Origin of the sequence: Shewanella sp. 10N.286.48.B5 (assembly GCF_002874355.2) — a bacterium.
Classification (GTDB): domain Bacteria; phylum Pseudomonadota; class Gammaproteobacteria; order Enterobacterales; family Shewanellaceae; genus Shewanella.
Genome location: NZ_MCVG02000001.1, coordinates 3,248,596 through 3,267,359 on the forward strand (window position 1 = coordinate 3,248,596; position 18,764 = coordinate 3,267,359).

At 42.5% G+C, this 18,764-nt stretch carries 15 protein-coding genes; 7 read left to right on the forward strand and 8 right to left on the reverse strand.

Annotation, left to right across the window (positions count from 1 at the left end):
* Positions 1-62: 62 nt before the first annotated feature.
* The 5 genes from BCU57_RS13900 to BCU57_RS13920 form a co-directional block, all read right to left on the reverse strand.
* Positions 63-1,568, reverse strand: a complete 1,506-nt coding sequence (locus tag BCU57_RS13900) for an EAL domain-containing protein (RefSeq protein WP_102436596.1) — start codon at positions 1,566-1,568, stop codon at positions 63-65.
* Between the two features lie 74 nt (positions 1,569-1,642).
* Positions 1,643-1,816: a hypothetical protein gene (locus BCU57_RS13905; protein ID WP_413211438.1), complete on the reverse strand. Its 174-nt coding sequence runs from the start codon at positions 1,814-1,816 to the stop codon at positions 1,643-1,645.
* Between the two features lie 174 nt (positions 1,817-1,990).
* Entirely contained in the window at positions 1,991-2,956 is a 966-nt protein-coding gene (locus tag BCU57_RS13910; RefSeq protein ID WP_102436594.1) for a pseudouridine synthase, read from the reverse strand.
* Positions 2,957-3,133: 177 nt separating this feature from the next.
* A complete protein-coding gene (locus tag BCU57_RS13915; RefSeq protein WP_102436592.1) occupies positions 3,134-3,736 on the reverse strand; it encodes an LON peptidase substrate-binding domain-containing protein in 603 nt (200 codons plus the stop codon).
* Positions 3,737-4,074: 338 nt separating this feature from the next.
* On the reverse strand, positions 4,075-5,130 hold the full coding sequence (locus BCU57_RS13920; RefSeq protein ID WP_102436590.1) for an alpha/beta hydrolase: 1,056 nt from the start codon (positions 5,128-5,130) through the stop codon (positions 4,075-4,077).
* Positions 5,131-5,288: 158 nt separating this feature from the next.
* On the opposite strand from BCU57_RS13920, the gene BCU57_RS13925 reads away from it, so the two are divergent.
* The 3 genes from BCU57_RS13925 to BCU57_RS13935 all read left to right on the forward strand — a co-directional run bounded on the left by BCU57_RS13925 (position 5,289) and on the right by BCU57_RS13935 (position 9,585).
* A complete protein-coding gene (locus BCU57_RS13925) occupies positions 5,289-5,750 on the forward strand; it encodes a YhcH/YjgK/YiaL family protein (RefSeq protein ID WP_102436589.1) in 462 nt (153 codons plus the stop codon).
* Positions 5,751-6,116: 366 nt separating this feature from the next.
* The gene (locus BCU57_RS13930) at positions 6,117-8,480 is read left to right on the forward strand and encodes an aminotransferase class V-fold PLP-dependent enzyme (RefSeq protein WP_102436587.1); all 2,364 of its coding nucleotides are present in this window, start codon (positions 6,117-6,119) and stop codon (positions 8,478-8,480) included.
* 178 nt (positions 8,481-8,658) lie between these two features.
* Positions 8,659-9,585 carry a manganese-dependent inorganic pyrophosphatase gene (locus BCU57_RS13935; protein WP_102436585.1) on the forward strand — a complete coding sequence of 309 codons (927 nt, stop codon included), beginning with the start codon at positions 8,659-8,661 and terminating at the stop codon, positions 9,583-9,585.
* Between the two features lie 115 nt (positions 9,586-9,700).
* Here the strand turns inward: BCU57_RS13935 and BCU57_RS13940 are convergent, their stop codons facing one another.
* Complete coding sequence (locus BCU57_RS13940) at positions 9,701-10,018, reverse strand: GRAM domain-containing protein (RefSeq protein ID WP_102436583.1); 318 nt, start codon at positions 10,016-10,018, stop codon at positions 9,701-9,703.
* Between the two features lie 166 nt (positions 10,019-10,184).
* Here BCU57_RS13940 and BCU57_RS13945 point away from each other — a divergent pair, with 166 nt between their 5' ends.
* The 3 genes from BCU57_RS13945 (at position 10,185) to BCU57_RS13955 (ending at position 12,252) form a co-directional block, all read left to right on the forward strand.
* Positions 10,185-10,547: a DUF4156 domain-containing protein gene (locus BCU57_RS13945; protein ID WP_102436581.1), complete on the forward strand. Its 363-nt coding sequence runs from the start codon at positions 10,185-10,187 to the stop codon at positions 10,545-10,547.
* 80 nt (positions 10,548-10,627) lie between these two features.
* Positions 10,628-11,641 carry an aldo/keto reductase gene (locus BCU57_RS13950; RefSeq protein ID WP_102436579.1) on the forward strand — a complete coding sequence of 338 codons (1,014 nt, stop codon included), beginning with the start codon at positions 10,628-10,630 and terminating at the stop codon, positions 11,639-11,641.
* A gap of 23 nt (positions 11,642-11,664) precedes the next feature.
* Positions 11,665-12,252 (forward strand): protein tyrosine phosphatase family protein, encoded by a 588-nt coding sequence (locus BCU57_RS13955; RefSeq protein WP_241903463.1) that lies wholly within the window; start codon positions 11,665-11,667, stop codon positions 12,250-12,252.
* A gap of 47 nt (positions 12,253-12,299) precedes the next feature.
* On the opposite strand, the gene BCU57_RS13960 is transcribed toward BCU57_RS13955, so the two are convergent.
* Entirely contained in the window at positions 12,300-13,319 is a 1,020-nt protein-coding gene (locus tag BCU57_RS13960) for a hypothetical protein (RefSeq protein ID WP_102436575.1), read from the reverse strand.
* Positions 13,320-13,627: 308 nt separating this feature from the next.
* Between BCU57_RS13960 and BCU57_RS13965 the strand changes: the two genes are divergently transcribed.
* Positions 13,628-15,562, forward strand: a complete 1,935-nt coding sequence (locus tag BCU57_RS13965) for a B12-binding domain-containing radical SAM protein (protein ID WP_102436573.1) — start codon at positions 13,628-13,630, stop codon at positions 15,560-15,562.
* Positions 15,563-16,023: 461 nt separating this feature from the next.
* Here the strand turns inward: BCU57_RS13965 and BCU57_RS13970 are convergent, their stop codons facing one another.
* Positions 16,024-18,696: a TonB-dependent receptor domain-containing protein gene (locus tag BCU57_RS13970; RefSeq protein ID WP_102436571.1), complete on the reverse strand. Its 2,673-nt coding sequence runs from the start codon at positions 18,694-18,696 to the stop codon at positions 16,024-16,026.
* Between the last annotated feature and the right edge of the window lie 68 nt (positions 18,697-18,764).

Genomic DNA, 18,764 nt, shown 5'->3' on the forward strand with positions numbered 1-18,764 from the left:
GCCGCGATTCACTCGCGGCTACATACGTTAAAATAAGCACTGGTCGCTAATATCATTCACTGTTAATGGCTGTAACCAGCACAAAAATCATCAAATGATAAAGGTTTAGAGAACACATAGCCTTGAATAGAGTAAACACCATGCTCACTTAAATAAGCCACTTGCTCATGGCTTTCTACACCTTCTGCAATGATGTTTAAATTGGATTTTTGCGCAAATGAAATAATGGCTTCAATGGTTTTCGCATTAAAGTTATCTTGATGACCTATGGTATCAACAAACATTTTGTCAATTTTGAGGGTACTAATGCCTAAATTTTGCACATAACTAAAACCACCATAACCCGTGCCGGCATCATCTAATTTTAAATCTATGCCGATAGCATAAAACTTATCTAACATTTTACGCGCAGCAACTAAGTCACTAATAGGATGACGCTCAGTGATTTCTAATGAAATACGATGTTGTTTCAACTCGCCTGATTCAACAACGCCTTTTAGCAGTTGATACAAATCATCATTATCTAAATGCTCTGGCACAATATTAACGCTAAAAAATAATGGTTCTCGTGTAACCGCAAGTTGCTTAACATCATTAAAAACATGCGCCAACAATACCTTGGTCATATCAACAATTAAGCCATTGGCTTCTGCGTAAGGAATAAACTGATTCGGTGGCATTAAACTGCCATCTTGCCGTTGCCAACGCATGAGCACTTCTGCGCCAATGACTTTTTGACTGCGAGAATCGACAATAGGCTGATAAAAAGGAATAAACTCAGACCGCTTAATCCCTTGAATAATTTGGCTATGAACAGATTGACTATGGTTAAACCATAAACGGGCGATATACGAGACCCAAGCAGCCAAAATGCTGGCAATGATTAAAACAATCCACCAAGAAAAGTAGGTATATTGCTCATAAAACTCACGATTACCTGATAATTCAAAGGTTGCGTCAAAATAGTCAGTGGTTAAGTTAACCGCCTCACTCACGTAATAATCACCATCAAAGCTTTCATAACCAAATGTTAAAAAAGGACTCGAATCGAACGATAATCGATATTCTAAACATTTCTCGCAGCTCATCGGAACAAAATAACTCGGCTCTAACGGGAGTATGCTCGCGGCGTAAAAAATATCCCCCATATTGCGAATAAGCACTAATTCCAGATGCTGATCACTTTCAGACTCTAGTATCCCTAAACTATAGGTTTCACTAATTTGATGATGTTTCACATCGTGAAGTTCTCGAATAATCTCGTTAGATTCACAATATATATTTAGCCCTTTCGTTACGCCAATCCAACGAATAAAGCTTGCATCAAATACTGCGCGCTTTAACTGCGCCTCTACCTCAGTGCTACACACAAACGAATCAAAAGTGATTTCGGGTAATTCATTTAATTCTGCCGCACTGGTTTTAATTAAGTGCTCAAACTTATCCGTTAAAATTGCTGCGTCACGGGCAATGACTTGCTTGGCCAATAAATGATCGACACCACGCAGTAAACCAACACTGATAAGTAATGCAACTAAAAAAATCAGGCAATATGTGATTCGTTCCATGACAGCACCTAAATCCTATAAATTAGTCACAATATAACCTGACTGAGTTTGTTACGGTAGTGTAAATATCTATATTAATTGAAATTTAATTCATCACAGCGCCAATCATTACTTTGCTGTGTAATAGGATCAATAAACTGTAATCGTTGTGCCAATAACTTTAGTGGATTAGCAAAGTTATCAGGTCCTTTCGGTTGTAGCACAGGGTAAAACCTGTCGTTAAGCAATGGCATACCAATGCTTTGCATATGCACTCTTAATTGATGAGTTTTACCTGTAATCGGACTAAGCTCAAACAAACCACTAATAGTGAGTCATTGGTCGACAGTCGTTCGTCACAGCTCATAAAATTCATATATTCAGCGCACTAAACAGTTATCGCTGCGCGTGACTCATGCTGATATAGCATTTAATCAAGCAGGTTAAAGATCAAATTCAGCTTCATAGCCTTCGCAGCTCAGCTGACGCTCAATATGGCTAATCGGGTCAATAAACTGCAGTGATTTAGCAATTAACCGTAACGGTTTTGAAAAATCATCGGCACTCTTTGGCGCTAAAGTAGGATAATTAGTATCGTTTTCTAACGGCATTCCCAACGACATCATGTGTACCCTAAGTTGATGCATTTTCCCGGTGATCGGGCTCAGCTCAAATAAACCTTTATCGCCTTTTATGGCAATAAGGCTAATTTCAGAATGGGTATTGGGCTCACCTTCGGTCACTTTCATTAAAAAGCTTGGGGTTGAGCGCACCATCCTATTTTTAACCGTCCAGTGTATTGGCAAGGTTAATTCACCCGCTTGGGATTGTGCCAATAGTGCCGCTGTTAACTTAGCAATCGCTTGATATTGCTTTGTAATTTTGCCATCACTAAAAAGAGCATGATACGCATGCCTAGACTCAGGGTTAACTGTCATTAGCATGACGCCTGCAGTTGGCCTATCAAGGCGGTGGGCAGGAGTTATAGTGTCAATGCCGGTGCCAATCCTTAGCCTATGGATTAAGCATTCATTAACAAAGTTTCCGCTGGGGGTTACTGGCAAAAAGTGTGGTTTAAACACCAGCATACAATGCTCATCTTGATGCAAAATTTTCTGCACAAAAGGGATCTTGGTTTCCGCTGTCACTTCTCGGTAGTAATACACCCTTGTTGCAGGTCTATAGGCAGTATCGACAGTAATTAAGCTGCCATCTGCCCAATGCACTTTGCCGTCCTCAATCCGCTTTAACCACACTTGCGGTGGGATTTGCGCAAAATGCGACACTAAAAATTCCACCACGGTTTTTGGCGCTGTTGAACTTGCAGCTGCATTTTTCGAAGGATGAGTCAGTTGTGGTAACACCACATAAGAAGGTTGTGCAGCTCTAGCTGAGGTATCAGAAGACATAGTTACAATGATTAGTGACTTACTTATCCCGTCAGTATAACGGACATGAGTAATATAAATGAACCTAAGCTTTCCTGTTAACGAGCCACTTGAAGTAAAATCCAGCACAGTTAGCCCAAACTTGGCGAGTTAAATACAATCACAGCGACTTGCTCGTCATTGCTGTAAAGCGGTAACTTAGGCATCTACATGGGACTTTAATAGCTGCAGCACAAAAGCCATAGTCTTGTGGCAATTAGGTTGCTCAACAAGCTGTAATTTATCCTTGTTATACATAGGTAACACTTCTAACCAACGCTGGCTTACCCAGGTGGCATCTTCTAAATGCACCTGATTATATAATTCCAATAAATCTGGGTTTACTTCATAAAATTGCTCTAAAGCGGCACTAATAATTTCAAACTTTTCGCCTATGGGTTCATCTTGCCAATTTTGACAGGCTAATGTGCGCGCAATCCAACTTCCATCCCTTAGTTGCGCCGCAGACAGAATTTTTACCCTTTGGCGACCTTCAATCACAATACTTAATGAGTCATCGTCGAGTTGATGAAAGTCGATAATCTCACACTCTGTTGCTGTGCTATAACATGGCGGACTGCTATTAACTTTACCGCTACTTTTACCGCTACTTTTGCTCGCAGCTAAGGCTAAGCGGTAGTCTCCTTTCAGCACACTAGCAACCATTAACAGCTGATTTGGCGATACCACTCTGATCTCTTGGCGGCCGCCAGGAAGAATAACCGCCTCTTGAATAACCAAGGCCATTTCTAATGTTTTCATAGCAGCCTCCAGACCATAGAAATGCTGATAAATATTCATTTAGGGCTTACACCACAAGGCGCAGCATATTTATATCGCCGATGACAACTAGCTCGCTTCAGCCTATATAATCAACTAGTTGTCACAGATATGAGCAAATTAAGTTTAGTGCTTGATAGTTTATTTGCTAGTCACCATCCGCTTATCATTCTTTTTAATGATAGCTGTAATTAACAAATAACGCAGACTTAAGCGATTAATTATTAGACAGGGTGTTTTACGAAATAGTTTCAAAAAGCGATCAGATAGCGCTTAAGATAACCCTTAAATAGGAGGTTAAAAACAATCAATAAAGCAGCTTAAAGCCGCTCTAAATGACTCATCACCGACTGGTTTTCAATGATGCCGGCAAACTCAATCGCCAGTTGCTCACTGCGCTTAACTGACTCGCGCCAATAAGCGATACGACTGTCGCTATCAAGCTTTTTAAAGTCTTCACGATCAGGAATTTTCTGGTAAGGCAAAGAAGCAATAAACTCTGGGGTCGGCGCCAGGATCAGCGCATTATGATAATGCTTTTTAGCACGGCGCCATTTTAGTGATTTATCGAACCAGCCAGGGCTCATGTAAGGATAAAAGTGCGGATATAAACTTAAGCCTTCTGCGGCAGGTAAAGGCATATCAAAGTGATAATCAGTAATGCCGCCATCGTAATAATGACCGTCACTAACGCCATTGATTTGGGTCACTGGCGAGAGCAGTAATGGAATAGAGCCAGTGGCTAGCAGCACTTGATTGATATTACTGCGAGTTAATTGAGCATGCTCGGTGGGCAGATCGGATAATTGTGAAAAAGGCGATTTAACTTGCTGATGACTAAATACCAGTCTTTCAAAGTGCCAAGCTAAACTGCGACGGCTAACAGCATTAGACACTGCAGTAGCAGCCAGCCCCATTGCTAATTTTCCCTTGGAACGCCCAGCATTTAAATGCTTGGCCTTACACACCACAAAATGACTTTGAATAATACGGTTATTGACTATATCCATGGCGCCATTAGCACCTAATATGCCAGCAATAATTCGCTCTACCTGCTCAGTCACCTCTTGACGAGAAGGCACAGTCTCGTAGCGCTGATCGATATAATAGTCTTCAAAGCGATGATAGGCCTCTAACGGATTCTTTTGCGCTAAACAGCTTAAACGCCAGGCTCCAGATGAAGCACCCATGGTATAAAGTGGTGCTTGCCTGTCACTAAAAAACTCACTGAACAAGTATTTATCGAGCCCTGCGACGCCAATCCATTTGGGGCCACCTGATGCTGCAAACAATTGATTAAACATCGACTGCTGTATGCCGTTTTGTTCAATTTGTTCAAATGCCGTTTTGCCTGCTAATAATCGTAATGCTGCCACTTGATATCCTATTCATGTCAACCGCACTATCATCATAACCAACTGATCGCCGCTTTGTCTAAGCTGATTATTTTCACAGCCCTGTATAAATATATCTGTCATGGTGCAGCATGCTAAATTAAGCGATAATGACTTATCTTAACTTTTAGAGACTTATCATGATTGTCGATACCCTAGCAAATCATCAGCTTTATCATGCTATTAGCCCAAGATTAGCCACTGCACTTGCTCACCTCGCAGCCACTGATTTTAGCCAATATGAATTAGGTAATTACCCCATTGAAGGCAAAGATATATTTGCTATCGTCAATGATTACCAAACTAAGCCGAAACACACCGAGTCTTTTGAAAGTCATCAGCGTTATATTGATGTGCAATTTGTGGTTAGCGGTGAAGAAGAATTTGGCTATTTACCACTTGCAGATCAAGCGCCGTTAGCGCCTTATCACAATGAGCATGATTACAGTAAGTACGATTATGAAGCCAATAAAGCTAATGCGGCTTTTATACCCTTAAAGGCGGGTATGTTTGCGATTTTCTTCCCTGAAGATATGCATATGCCCGGCACCAGTGATACAGCCAAAGATGTCAGAAAAGTAGTCATCAAAGTGAGAGTTTGAGTTTCAGTCAGCTGTTGAGTTTACGTCTGCTTCAAAATCTGAAGCAAAACTTAAGCCTAGTCTGCTCATCACAAATAAAAAGGGAATAAGCGCTAACCGCCTTATTCCTTTTTTTTATCGTTCTTAAAATCAATAACAAAACAACTTCAAATCTTAGTTCACTCTAGTGACCTTTGGTTCCATACAAAGTTGCCGCCACACCAATTTAAAAACTCTCTTTACTAAAATGACAATTTATAGCTGTATTTTTTAATCTAAGCAAAAATGTGATCTTGATCGTTGTTATTAAGCTGTTAATATAACCACAAGAAATTAGTTATAATTAAAAGCTATATAACAACTAATCAACATGCGAGTCTTACCCCTATGAAAAGCGCCACTGAACTAAGCCAAATATATCTCGATGCTAATGCCACAACTCCTGTGCTACCCCAAGCTGCAACGGCAGCATTAACTACAATGGAAACCCTATTTGGTAACCCAAGTAGTAGCCATATCAGCGGCCTTAAAGCCAAAAACCTAATGGAGCAGACTCGAGTAAAAGCTAAACAAGTGATTGGCGCTGACACAGGTACCGTAATTTTTACCAGCGGCGCCACAGAAGGGATTCAAACCGCGATCATTTCCGCCTTAGTCGCGGCTAAAGCTGCCGCTAAAACTAGCCTCAAGCAAGATCAAACATACAGCTTGTTATATGGCGCCACTGAGCATAAAGCGGTGCCAGAATCCTTAAAGCATTGGAATGTCATTCTTGAAATAAACGCAGAAATTAAAGCGATCCCCGTTGATCATATGGGTAAACTTGATCAGGACTTTATTGCTAAAGAAGCGCCCAATGCATTAATGATTTGCACCATGGCAGTAAACAATGAAACCGGGGTTTACCAAGACTTAACTCAGCTTGATCGCATCATCCGCCAAGCTAACCCTGATATTTATTGGTTAGTTGATTGTGTCCAAGCACTGGGTAAAACGGCATTAAACTTAGCCAACACCAGTATCGATTACGCGCCTTTTAGCGGACATAAACTGTATGCCCCTAAAGGCATTGGCTTTGTTTACATCCGCGAAGGTGCTCCATTTACGCCGATTATTGCTGGCGGCGGCCAAGAAAGCGGCCTGCGCTCGGGTACTGAAAACCTGCCGGGAATGGCAGCCATAAGTGTCATTTTCGATATGCTGTTAAATAACTCGCAATCGATGGGTAAAAACCAGTTTGCCGATGTCGACACCTTAAGGGCTTATCAACAACAATTAATTGATACCCTTAAAAGTGCTTTTCCTGCTGTAGTGTTTAACCACCGTTTTAGCAATAGCGTGCCAACAACCATCAACTTTGCTATTGCAGGCTTTAGTAGCAAAGAGATTATGGATTTATTTGATGCCGCCAATATTCGCGTCAGTTCAGGCTCTGCTTGTTCATCAAAAGTCACCCGTAGCTTTGTATTAGATGCCATGGGATTACCCAAGTGGCAAAGCGAGTCAGCCATCAGAATGTCTTTTGGCCCCGCCATGACTCAAACGCAGGTGGATGAAGCCTGCATCAGAATTCAATCTGCCGCCAATGCATTAACCCATAGCTGTATGATTTTAGACAGTGGTGAAATAAGCGAAAAACAGCCATTAAATGGTTTGGTTCAATTACGCTCAGGCCCGAGCTGTAGTTGGATTTATGCCGATCAACAAAGTAAGCAAGCAATCATCATCGATCCACTGCCAGAACTAAATGAACGCTTAGATACCCTATTGCAGTGTCAGCAACTTGAATTAGTGGCGGTGATCGACACCCATGGTCATGCCGATCATGTCTCTAGTCGCCAATACCTTGCCGACAAACATTTGCCGGATCAATTAAGCGATCATTTAGGCTGGCCGCAAAACTGCAGCAACGTCACCCAAGCGGGCGAGTTGTTTGAGTACATCACTATTGGCAATCAAGCACTGCTGAAAGTTGCCACCCCAGGCCATACCGCCGACAGTATTAGCTTGCTGTTATGTGACCCATTTTCTAATGAATTATCTAATGAATTACCTAATAAATCGACTGATGAATTACCTAAGGCAGTATTAAGCTCTAAACCACTTAGCCAGCAATGCCGCTTTGCCTTTGCTGGCGACACGATTTTAATGGGCAGTCTCGGTAGAACCAACTTTGACAGCAGCTGCGCTAAAGCGATGTTTACCAGCCTTAAGCGACTGCATCAGCTTATCGGTGACAATACCCTGATTTGTGCCAGCCATGACTATAACAATGAGTTCACTACCTCATTAGCAGCAGAATCTAGCCGTAATGCACTGCTGGCCAACACCTTAAATGGCCAATTAAGCCAAAGCCAATTTGAAAGCCTAAAAGCCCAGCTTGATAGTCAGTTGTGTGATGAGTCTGGCAGTGAAATTCTTTGCGGCGCATTGCCAGCTAACGCTGCAGCTAAAGTGAATATTACCGAATACAACACAGAGAGCTTAACCAGCGCTTTATCAGCACAGCAAGTTAGCGTCATCGATATTCGTGAGCCCCATGAATACGCGCTGCAACCCACCAGTAGCACCACTGAGAATGTGCCACTAACCCGCTTAGTGCAGTTTATTCAGCAGCATCAACACCAAAAGCACAAGCCGTGGGTTTTAGTGTGCCGCAGTGGTAGCCGCTCCATGGTGGCCGCCCAAGCCATGCAGCGTTTAGGCTTTGATAATATTGCCCACCTTAAAGGTGGTTATGCTTTAAGTTAACAGCCATTGTGAATGCATTGACCACTGAGTAAATAACTAGTCAATAGCTGACAACTTAAGATGAATATTGCTTGATTTGAATCGCCCCAGAATTTTCTCTGGGGCTTTTTTATTGGTAAAGATTGGTCAGGCGGTTATTTCTTGTTAAAATCGCTGAAAATTTATAGGAGCGTACCAAATGGCAATGTATGTTGTGGGTCATAAGATCCCTGATTCAGATTCAATCTGCGGTGCAATCGCACTTGCTTACTTAAAAAATCAAATTGAAGAACCTGCTATTGCAGCACGTTTAGGTGAGCTTTCACCAGAAACAGCCTATATCCTTGATAGATTTGGTTTTGAAGCACCAGAGTACAAAACAAGCTACGCTGGCGAAGAAGTGTATATCGTTGATCACTCTGAATTAACTCAAGCACCAGATGACATTGCCCAAGCGACCATCGTTGGTATTGTTGATCACCATAAATTAGGTGACTTAACCACTTCTACTCCGCTTGAGTGCTGGATCCGTCCAGTAGGTTGTAGTAACACAGTGATTAAAATGATGTACGATTTCTACCAAGTAGAAATTCCAGCTAACATTGCTGGCATCATGATGTGCGCTATTTTAAGTGACACTGTGATTTTCAAATCTCCAACCTGCACTACTGCTGATATCCGCTGCGTTGAAGCGCTGGCTGAAATTGCCGGTATTGAAGACTTCAAAGCAGTGGGCATGGAAATGTTTAAAGTTAAATCAGCTGTTGAAGGTACGCCAGCACGTGACTTAGTCATGCGTGATTTTAAAGACTTCAACATGAACGGTAACCTAGTGGGTATCGGTCAATTAGAAGTTATCGACTTATCAGTATTTGACGATATCAAAGCTGATTTAGAAGCTGATATCGCAGCGCTGAAAGCTGAAGGTAACCGTCACAGCGTATTATTATTGCTAACCGATATCATGAAAGAAGGCTCAGAAATGTTAGTGGTTTCAGATGACGCTGACTTAACTGAAAAAGCCTACGGTAAAGCAACCGTTGAAGGCCGAGTCTGGCTAGACGGTGTATTAAGCCGTAAGAAGCAAGTGGTGCCATCGCTACAAGATGTATTTGCTAACGCTTAATATGCGTTTTTAGCAATATAGCGAGTCGCCCAACTAAAAAGCTGAATCAATGATTCAGCTTTTTATTACCCTAAATTCATCAGTAAGCGGCTCTCACATAGCTTAAGGTAATGAGTTAACGATTCAATCGCTCCAGCCATTCAGCAGAGTCAGCCACCATAAATTTATAGGACTGATGGTTTTTAAGTTCCACTTTAATCGCATCTGCGGTAAGGGGTAACACTCCACCACCGGTCCCCCAACATTTTTCAACACTAACAATATCCTCAAGGTCTATCTCATAAGGACCCATTTCAAAGATTTTATTAAAGGCTTCAAAACATAACCGAGTTTCAGTCAAATATAGTTGTCCATCACCGCTAAAGGCACCGTTTTGCGCAGTAGCAAAAGTAGACTTAATCACGGTTTCATTGGCTAAATTGATGCTACCCATGTGTATATCCCTATGTTTACTCTTTCATGAAACAGTGAACGCCAACATGCTGATTGCATAGCGAAGCTTAACCAAGTAAGTTGACTTTAACTCTACTACGCTGCTGATTAAGTATAGACTTGCTATATGAACATGGCGTAATTAACAGCAAATTTTTAAGGCCTATATGAATCCAGTCAATCGCAGTGCCAGATTAATGGGGTTATTAATGATACTCATGCCAATAGGACTCACGGCTTGTATTAACGTCCCTCATTATCAAAGCGAACATGTGCAAATTTTATGGCAAGGACAACAGCTTGATGATTGCCAACTAAAAGGGCCAATAATTGGCTCCCAAGGGCATTGGTATGATTACTTGTTTATTTCGAATAAGGATTTAACTCAAGGGGCGATTAATCAGCTGAGAAATGAAGCATTAACGCTAGGGGCAAATACGGTTTATTTGCTTAAGCCGCAGTCGTTTACCACTTCAGTGACGATATTGGGCAATGCTTATAATTGTTCTAGTACAGTAGATTTGAAGTAAAGATTTAAAACAGATATTTAAAACACGCCTTAAATTCAAAGCTAATTCAATTTAGTAACAATTCATTTGTAGGATGATAAATGATTACCCACGATCCAAACCCGCAGTACCTTGCCAGCGACGAACGCTATACAAAAATGGCTTATGCCCGTTGTGGTAACAGCGGTATTCGCTTGCCAAAAATTTCATTAGGCTTATGGCAAAACTTTGGCGCATCAGACCCCCAATCGAATGCGAGAAACATCCTGCAAACAGCTTTTGATGCTGGTATTACCCACTTTGATTTAGCCAATAATTATGGTCCCCATTACGGCGCGGCGGAGTCCACCTTTGGTGATATTTTCAAACAAGACTTTAAGCCATATCGAGATGAGTTGATCGTTTCTAGTAAAGCGGGTTACGACATGTGGCCAGGGCCTTATGGTATTGGCGGCTCGAGAAAATATTTGATCGCTAGCTGCGATCAAAGCCTTAAACGTACTGGGCTAGATTACTTTGATATTTTTTATCATCACTGCATGGATCCTGACACTCCCATTGAAGAAACCATGCAAGCGCTAGATTATATTGTCCGCTCAGGCCGGGCGATGTATGTGGGTATTTCAAGTTATCAGCCAGCAGAAACGCTGCAAGCGATCAGTATCTTAAAACAGCTAGGCACGCCATTATTAATCCACCAGCCACGCTACAATATGTTTGATCGCTGGATTGAAGATGGCTTAACCGAGGTATTAAAAGATCAAGGCGTTGGCTCAATTGTATTCTCGCCATTGGATCAAGGTGTGCTCACTGATAAATACCTCCATGGTATTCCCAAAGACTCGCGGGCAGCCCAAGCCCATCAAATCTATTTAGCTGATAACGATCTAACTCCAGAGAAAATCGCCAAAGTGCAGGCATTAAATACCATTGCCCAAACCCGGGATCAATCTTTAGCGCAAATGGCGATCGCATGGAACCTTAACAATGATGCGGTAACCAGTTGCTTGATTGGTGCAAGTCGCCCAGCACAAGTTCTCGATTCGGTGGCCGCACTAGATAACCTTAACTTTAGTGCAGCTGAATTAGCCGCCATTGATGACATTGTTATGTAATTGCTCAAATCCAAGGATTACAGATGAAAGGATTACAGATGAAAAACAGCATCATGGGAGCCGCGTTAATGACAATGGTAACCAGTAGCTTATTAAGCGTTAGTTTAGTCAATCCTGCAGCGGCGCAAATTGACCCAAGCCAGCTTGATAACATCAAAGCGCTCAAGCTCAATAACAGCCAAGTGATAACCGCAGGCTTGCCCACAGCAGAGCAATTTCAGACGCTTAAAAATTCAGGGGTAGAGGTGGTGATCAATTTAATCCCCAAAAACAACTCAAACTATTTGGCGGCTGAAGACAAACTGGTCACAGATGCAGGTATGGTTTACCACAACATTGAAGTCGACTGGCAGCAGCCCACCATGGAAGATGTAGCGCAGTTTATTAGCATCATGGAGCGCAATAACGATAAATCAATTTTAGTCCATTGTGCGTTAAATTATCGCGCCTCAGCTTTTTACTATTTATATCAACTGAGCCAAGGCGCTGATCACTCAGACAATGCCATGAGCCAAGCGTTATCACCTTGGGGCGATTTACCCCAAAGCTTTGCTAAATATCCGCAATGGAAGCGCTTAATCGATGAGGTGCGCGGCAAATATCAGCAATAAATACTGATATTTCAACAGTGAGTTTTTCAGTAGCTAGCTTTCAGTAGTTAGTGATCAGAACTCGCCAATACAGCAGCAATATTTACTTCATATATTGGCGCTGGGCTGCCCTCTGAGGTGATATAAAAACGGCTGGCATCGTGATTAAAACTCACCGCTTCTGCTTGAAATAGTTTCGGAAAATCAATGATTGTTGGCGTAGTTGATAATAGTGATAAAGCGCCTGTGGGCTGTTGCTGCTTATAGTAATAAGCGTGACCATAGGTTAACACTACCGCAGATAAGCCATCCTTTGAAAAGCTCATTGCTGTCGAATTTCCGGAAAAAAGTGCTAAGCGTATACTCCCGAAATAATCTGAGAATGTTTCTGGTAATGCCGGCGGTGCCCCTAAAGGTGTTGCCACTAGCGTGTCCCTTTCTTGCTTAGGTAATGGCATAGGTAATTGCGAAGGAAATTCTGAAGGCAATAACGCCGGTGATTGCGCTAACTGTAACGGCAATTGATATAGGGTTTGTGGGGTGTGCCGCTTACTCAGTAATACAATTTGCTGGTTAACCACATCAACAGCAACAGACTCACAATCCTTGGGGCCATCTTGGTAATTAAATGCCAATGACACAAGCGGGGTGAGCTTAATTGATGCGGCCAATTCAAGTTTGCTGACATCTGGCTCTGCAATGATATGAATAAAATACTGACTTCGATTGGCACGATTATCACCGACATCGGCGATTAACAGATACGCTTTACCATCGATAATAAACGAGCTCATATCTTCCCAATCGATATTTTTTACCCCTTCAATGTTCACCGTCGCCAGCACGTCACCGGATAAATTTATCGCATACACTGCGGCGCTATCGCCGCCATCATTGTGCAGCCACAGCACATCATGGTGTATATTTGAGTAAGCTAAGCCACTGGCTTCAGCAATTTTTTTATGGCTAATATTGCCCACTTGGCTAATGTTAGCTTGCTCGGTTTTGACCGAACACGCCGTAATAGCAACGGCAAATACTAAATATAAACAGAGACGTAAAAACTGATTTAGACATTTTGCGGCCATGTGTCAAACCTAATCCATTAGCTGAGATGCGAAATTTGATAATGACACAGTTAGCGTGATATTTAACCGCCTTGCTAATATTTAAATCTAGACTGTGCTAGAAAGAGATTAAATTCGATCTAAAAACAAACAAACAGACAGTGATAAATTAATCTTCAATTGGCTAATTTACGGGTTTTTCCCTTGGCCATTTGTTAGAATCCCAGCTTATTTTTTGGCAACTGTATTATTGCCACATTCTTTACCTAGCTCGGGCTGACAATCAGTTTAGTTCAGTGCACTCAAGTTTTACTATTTAAAGGCAGGCTATGACCGTTCTTCTAATGACTCCACCTATGACCCAGCTGAATACGCCCTATCCGGCAACAGCCTATTTGACTGGTTTTTTGCGTACGAGAGGCTATGAAGCAGTGCAGCGTGATCCTGCCATTGAGCTTTTCCTAGAAATGATGACTGCGCCTGCGCTGGACATTATTCGTCAACATGTGGAAGCTAATTTCGAGCACTTTGAAGACGATGAATTACCTGATGCTATTCATAATTTTCTGGCTGAATTTGATCGTTATCATTTGACTGTTGAGAGCGCGATTCGGTTTTTACAGGGTAAAGATCCCAGTCTTGCACTGCGGATTAACTCGCGCCGATTTTTACCTGAAGGCCCAGCATTTGAAGCCATTGCGCAAATGGAAGCGGTATCAGGCGATGTACTGCAAGCCGCTTTTGGTAATCTTGGCGTTCAAGATAAAGCCAAATATCTCGCGACCTTATTTATTAACGATCTCTCCAGCGTCATCACTCAAGGGGTTGATCCTTACTTTGAAGTGAGCCGCTATGGCGAGCAGTTAGCTGCGGCTAATCCAAGCTTTGATAACCTTTACGATACCTTGATGGACGAGCCAACCTTTAGCTCAGAAATTTTAGCGCAATTGGTTGAGCACTATTTAGAAGAAACCCAACCTAGCGTTGTAGCCTTAACCGTGCCTTTTCCCGGTAATATGCTCGGCGCGTTACGTATTGCGCAAACCTGTAAAGCCATTAATCCAGAGATCCCCATCATCATCGGCGGTGGTTTTATCAATACCGAACTACGGGCACTCAAAGATCCTCGGGTATTTGAGTTTATCGACTTTATCTGTCTTGATGACGGCGAACGCCCGTTAATCACCCTGCTGGAATACTTTCAAGGCCAACGTGAAGTCGATGATTTAGTGCGAACTTACTTCCTTGCCGAAGATGACAATGGCGAGCCTTACGTTCACTTTAATGAAAACCCAGAACTCCACGATATCCCGCAGGTGGAAGTCGGCGCTCCGATATACGATGGCTTGCCATTGAGCGAATATCTGTCTTTGTGTGAAATGCTCAACCCAATGCACCGTATTTGGAGTGATGGCCGCTGGAATAAACTCACCATCGCCCATGGCTGTTACTGGCGTAAATGTAGCTTTTGTGATGTCAGTTTGGACTATATCGATCGCTACGATACTGCTGGCGCTGATATTCTGGTTGATCGCATTGAGCAACTCATTGAAGAAACCGGACAAACAGGGTTCCATTTTGTCGATGAAGCGCTGCCACCAAAAACCTTATTTGCCTTTGCAAAACGCTTAATTGAGCGCAACGTGGTGATCAGTTGGTGGGGTAATATTCGTTTTGAAAGAACCTTTAGCCAAGCCCGCTGTCAATTGCTAGCCGACTCTGGTTGTATCGCGGTCAGTGGCGGCCTTGAAGTGGCGTCTGATCGTTTATTGAAACTGATGAAAAAAGGCGTCAGTGTTGAGCGCGTTGCCCAAGTCACTAAAGCCTTTAGCGATGCCGGTATTATGGTGCACGCATATTTGATGTATGGCTTTCCGACTCAAACCGAGCAAGAAACGGTGGATTCATTGGAAATGGTGCGACAGATGATGCAGCAAGGTTGTTTCCAGTCTGCCTATTGGCACCGTTTTGTGGCCACGATCCACAGCCCTGTTGGTATGAATCCAGAAAAATTTGGTATTACTCTTAGCGATCGCCCTGAAGTTTTATTCGCTGAAAATGATGTCGATTTTAGCGATCCTACCGATACTGATCATGAGATGTTAGGTGAAGGGCTGCGTAAAGCGATTTACAATTACATGCATGGTATTGGGTTTGATCAGCCGATGAGTTTTTGGTTTGAACAAGGTGTCGCTCGCACTAGCATGAAAAAAGATCTGATCTCAAAAGCGATTAGCAATCTGATCGACAGCAGTGAAGAATGATCTGCTATTAAGGCTCATAGCTAACGAGCTAATTTTATAACTCACAGCGCTTATAACTAATAGCGCTTATAACTAATAGCGCTTATAACTAATAGCGCTTATAACTAATAGCGCTTATAACTAATAGCGCTTATAACTAATAGCGCTTATAACTAATAGCGCTTATAACTAATAGCGCTAGCCAATAAAAAGGCCACTTTCTTGTTCCAAAAGAAAGTGGCCTGTTACTTTTACAGCTTATTTTACATACTGCATACAGCCTTTTGCAAAGCTGCCAACTTCTTTGTTAAGTCACGTAGTCTTAAATAACGCTTACTGATAAAGAAGCGTGCGATATTGGCGTGTTCCAAACACCTAGATATCACACTGTGCACTTGGCTTTTAGCATTTAAAGGATGAGGTAAAAATGCTAAAAACCAGTACCTGTTGTCACTCTGTTAATCGCGAACTCATTATCAATATTAGTATTGATAATCAAATTGCAGAGTGAATTCTGTGCCAGGCTCTTTCGCGTATACCACCACATCTTGTTGGTCGTATTCGGTGGTTTCACCTAGGATATTTTTCACTTTAAATTTCACCCCAAAGCTTTCAGTAGGTAAAAAGCTATAGCTAAAATCTAAGCTGTGAAAGGGTTGCTCGTACACATCATCTAAACCACCACGGCCACCATAAGCAATACGCTCACCAAACACGTTATACACTAAGGTTGCACTGTGAGACTCATTAGACGAATCAAAGCTTAACTGCATGTTGGCAACCCACTCAGAATGGCCTGTCATGCGGCGCTTATTATTGGTTGGGTCAATTTCACCATTACTGGCAATTTCAATTTCTGAGTCACTTAGGGTTAAGTTACCCGCTACGAAAAAGTCTTCCCAAACACTACCATTGCTGCCAATAAAGCCTAAGTCATGTAAAAACTCAGTTTCGATACCGTAGATATAACCTGACTCAGCGTTGTAAAACTTAAGCTGACGACCCGCTTCTGAGATACGTTGAATCGCTTCTATGGGTGCTGCAACGTCTTTATAAAAGCCACCAACACTTAAGTTTGCGCCATCTTCTGAGTAGTATTCCCAGCGTACATCTAGGTTATAGATATCTGAGCTTTCAAGTTCTGGGTTACCGAAGAAATCAAAACCGGTAATTGGGTCTTGAAACCGCACTGGCGCCACTTCACGTAAGTCTGGGCGAACCAAGGTTTTACTGGCACCAAAGCGCCATTGGCTTTCATCTGATGATTTCCAGGTTAATGCCAATGAAGGAAACCAGCCGTCTTCTGCGATAGCATAATCTTCAATATCGTAACGACCACCTTCATCTGAAACCTCACCATCTGGGGTTAATGGCAATGTCACGCGGCGAAAATCTTCATAACGCACACCTGCGGTTAAGCGCCATACATCATCAAAATCCACATCAAAATTGACAAAACCGGCGTCTATCATTTCAGCGGCGACATAATCTTCGGTGTCGGTTGAGGCGTCTTTTAATTCTAAATCAAGCGTGTCATTGGCAATGTTGTCATCAGAAAATATATTGTCAAAGTCACCCGCTAGAATATCGCCATTGGGGTCTGTTGGGCTTAAGCCGACATCAAATCCCAATCGCGTGGCATAGCTTTCACGGGTACGTTCAAAGTACTCATAACCACCACTGATTTTTAGCACGTTCATGCCAAACTCAAAGGGTAGGGTTAAATCAAATTTGTAGTTTTCGGTATTATCATCAAGGCGGCTATAAACATATTTAGGCGCATCTTGGGTATTTAAGTTACGGCTAGTAATGCTATCAGCATCATCAAGTATTACATTGTAAGTGTAAGATAATTCGCTCGGTGCATAGCGCTTTGATCTGGCGTTTGAATACATCCAGTTGGCTTCTAAATCCCACAGATATTCAAAGAAATGCTCACCTTGAATTTGATTGCTGATAAGGTTACGTTCTTCATAAGCAATATCATAAACCTGCAGTGCATTAGGCTCGGCGATGGTATCAATGGTTTCTTCGATGGCCACTGAAACATCATCAGATGTATCACGTAAATAAGTCGAGAAGGTTTGAATTTTATGGTCGTAACCAATTTCTAAACCTAAGTTAACCATGCCTGACATTTGTACAATTGAATCGGTGCCCATGACGTCTTTTGAGTTTTCGATTTGTACCTTGTTCTCATCACCATCTAGCTCAACTTCGCGCTTGGTGTAGTTTTCAGCTTGTTGTTTATATGAGCCTGCTGCCATCATCCCGAAAATGATGTCATCGCTTAAGTCCCAGCGATCGCCAATGGCGATATTACCGCGAACTCCAGGGTCCGTACTTTCAGTAAATACCGTCATGTCGCGATACATATCATTGGCTAAACCACGGTTAATGGCTTGAGCACTGGCAAAATCAATTGTGCCATTTGAACCAGTAACAATATCAATGGGGCTAATTCCGCCATATTGATTGGTCACCTCGTTAATGCTGTTTGGCATTGCCCGAGTGCCATCATCTTGGCCAGTCCAATCATCGCCGCCACCGTTATAGGTATAAGTGTCATCGCTATCATTAGTGTTATAACGGCCACCTATTGACGCTTTAAAGAAAAAGTCTGCAGGAATAGATTTAGTACGAATATCAACATGACCACCGCCAAATGCAGCTGGCGTGCTGGCTGAACTGGATTTTTGTACTGATAAAGATTCAATGATAGAGGCTGGGAACATATCCAGCGGTACCACATTACGGGTAGGGTCTGGCGATGGTACAACCGCACCATTTAATGATGTACTAGAATAGCGCTCACCTAAACCACGTACATAAATGAACTTGCCATCCTTCAGGGTTAATCCGGTAACACGTCGAAGCGCGGCGGCGGCATCACTATCTCCGGTGCGAGAAATCTGGTCTGCGCCCATAATATCAACCACGGCGGGTTGCTCACGGCGCTCTTCCATCGCTTCTGAGGCAGAGCTACGTAAACGCCCAGTTACCGCAATGACTTCAATAGGGAAATCTTCACCAGGATCATAAGCTGGTGTCTCTTCCGAGTAAGCTGGTAGTGTTGCAAAAAGAGAAGCTGCAGAAATAGCAGTAACAACAGCTAGGCTTAGCTTATTAGCGATAAAACTCGGCTTGGTTTTCATAACGTTTTTCAATCCTGTACACAGTTCAGGTCGCGCCACTAAGATGTGATACACCGGTGACAATTAAT

Excerpts from the sequence above, each read along its gene's own strand:
- BCU57_RS13970 (WP_102436571.1), bottom strand. The coding sequence starts at position 18,696 with ATGAAAACCAAGCCGAGTTTTATCGCTAATAAGCTAAGCCTAGCTGTT.
- BCU57_RS13925 (WP_102436589.1), top strand. The coding sequence starts at position 5,289 with ATGATTGTCGATACCCTAGCAAATCATCAGCTTTATCATGCTATTAGC.
- BCU57_RS13940 (WP_102436583.1), bottom strand. The coding sequence starts at position 10,018 with ATGGGTAGCATCAATTTAGCCAATGAAACCGTGATTAAGTCTACTTTT.
- BCU57_RS13935 (WP_102436585.1), top strand. The coding sequence starts at position 8,659 with ATGGCAATGTATGTTGTGGGTCATAAGATCCCTGATTCAGATTCAATC.
- BCU57_RS13930 (WP_102436587.1), top strand. The coding sequence starts at position 6,117 with ATGAAAAGCGCCACTGAACTAAGCCAAATATATCTCGATGCTAATGCC.
- BCU57_RS13905 (WP_413211438.1), bottom strand. The coding sequence starts at position 1,816 with ATGCAAAGCATTGGTATGCCATTGCTTAACGACAGGTTTTACCCTGTG.
- BCU57_RS13900 (WP_102436596.1), bottom strand. The coding sequence starts at position 1,568 with ATGGAACGAATCACATATTGCCTGATTTTTTTAGTTGCATTACTTATC.
- BCU57_RS13960 (WP_102436575.1), bottom strand. The coding sequence starts at position 13,319 with ATGGCCGCAAAATGTCTAAATCAGTTTTTACGTCTCTGTTTATATTTA.
- BCU57_RS13955 (WP_241903463.1), top strand. The coding sequence starts at position 11,665 with ATGAAAGGATTACAGATGAAAAACAGCATCATGGGAGCCGCGTTAATG.
- BCU57_RS13950 (WP_102436579.1), top strand. The coding sequence starts at position 10,628 with ATGATTACCCACGATCCAAACCCGCAGTACCTTGCCAGCGACGAACGC.
- BCU57_RS13945 (WP_102436581.1), top strand. The coding sequence starts at position 10,185 with ATGAATCCAGTCAATCGCAGTGCCAGATTAATGGGGTTATTAATGATA.
- BCU57_RS13915 (WP_102436592.1), bottom strand. The coding sequence starts at position 3,736 with ATGAAAACATTAGAAATGGCCTTGGTTATTCAAGAGGCGGTTATTCTT.
- BCU57_RS13965 (WP_102436573.1), top strand. The coding sequence starts at position 13,628 with ATGACCGTTCTTCTAATGACTCCACCTATGACCCAGCTGAATACGCCC.
- BCU57_RS13910 (WP_102436594.1), bottom strand. The coding sequence starts at position 2,956 with ATGTCTTCTGATACCTCAGCTAGAGCTGCACAACCTTCTTATGTGGTG.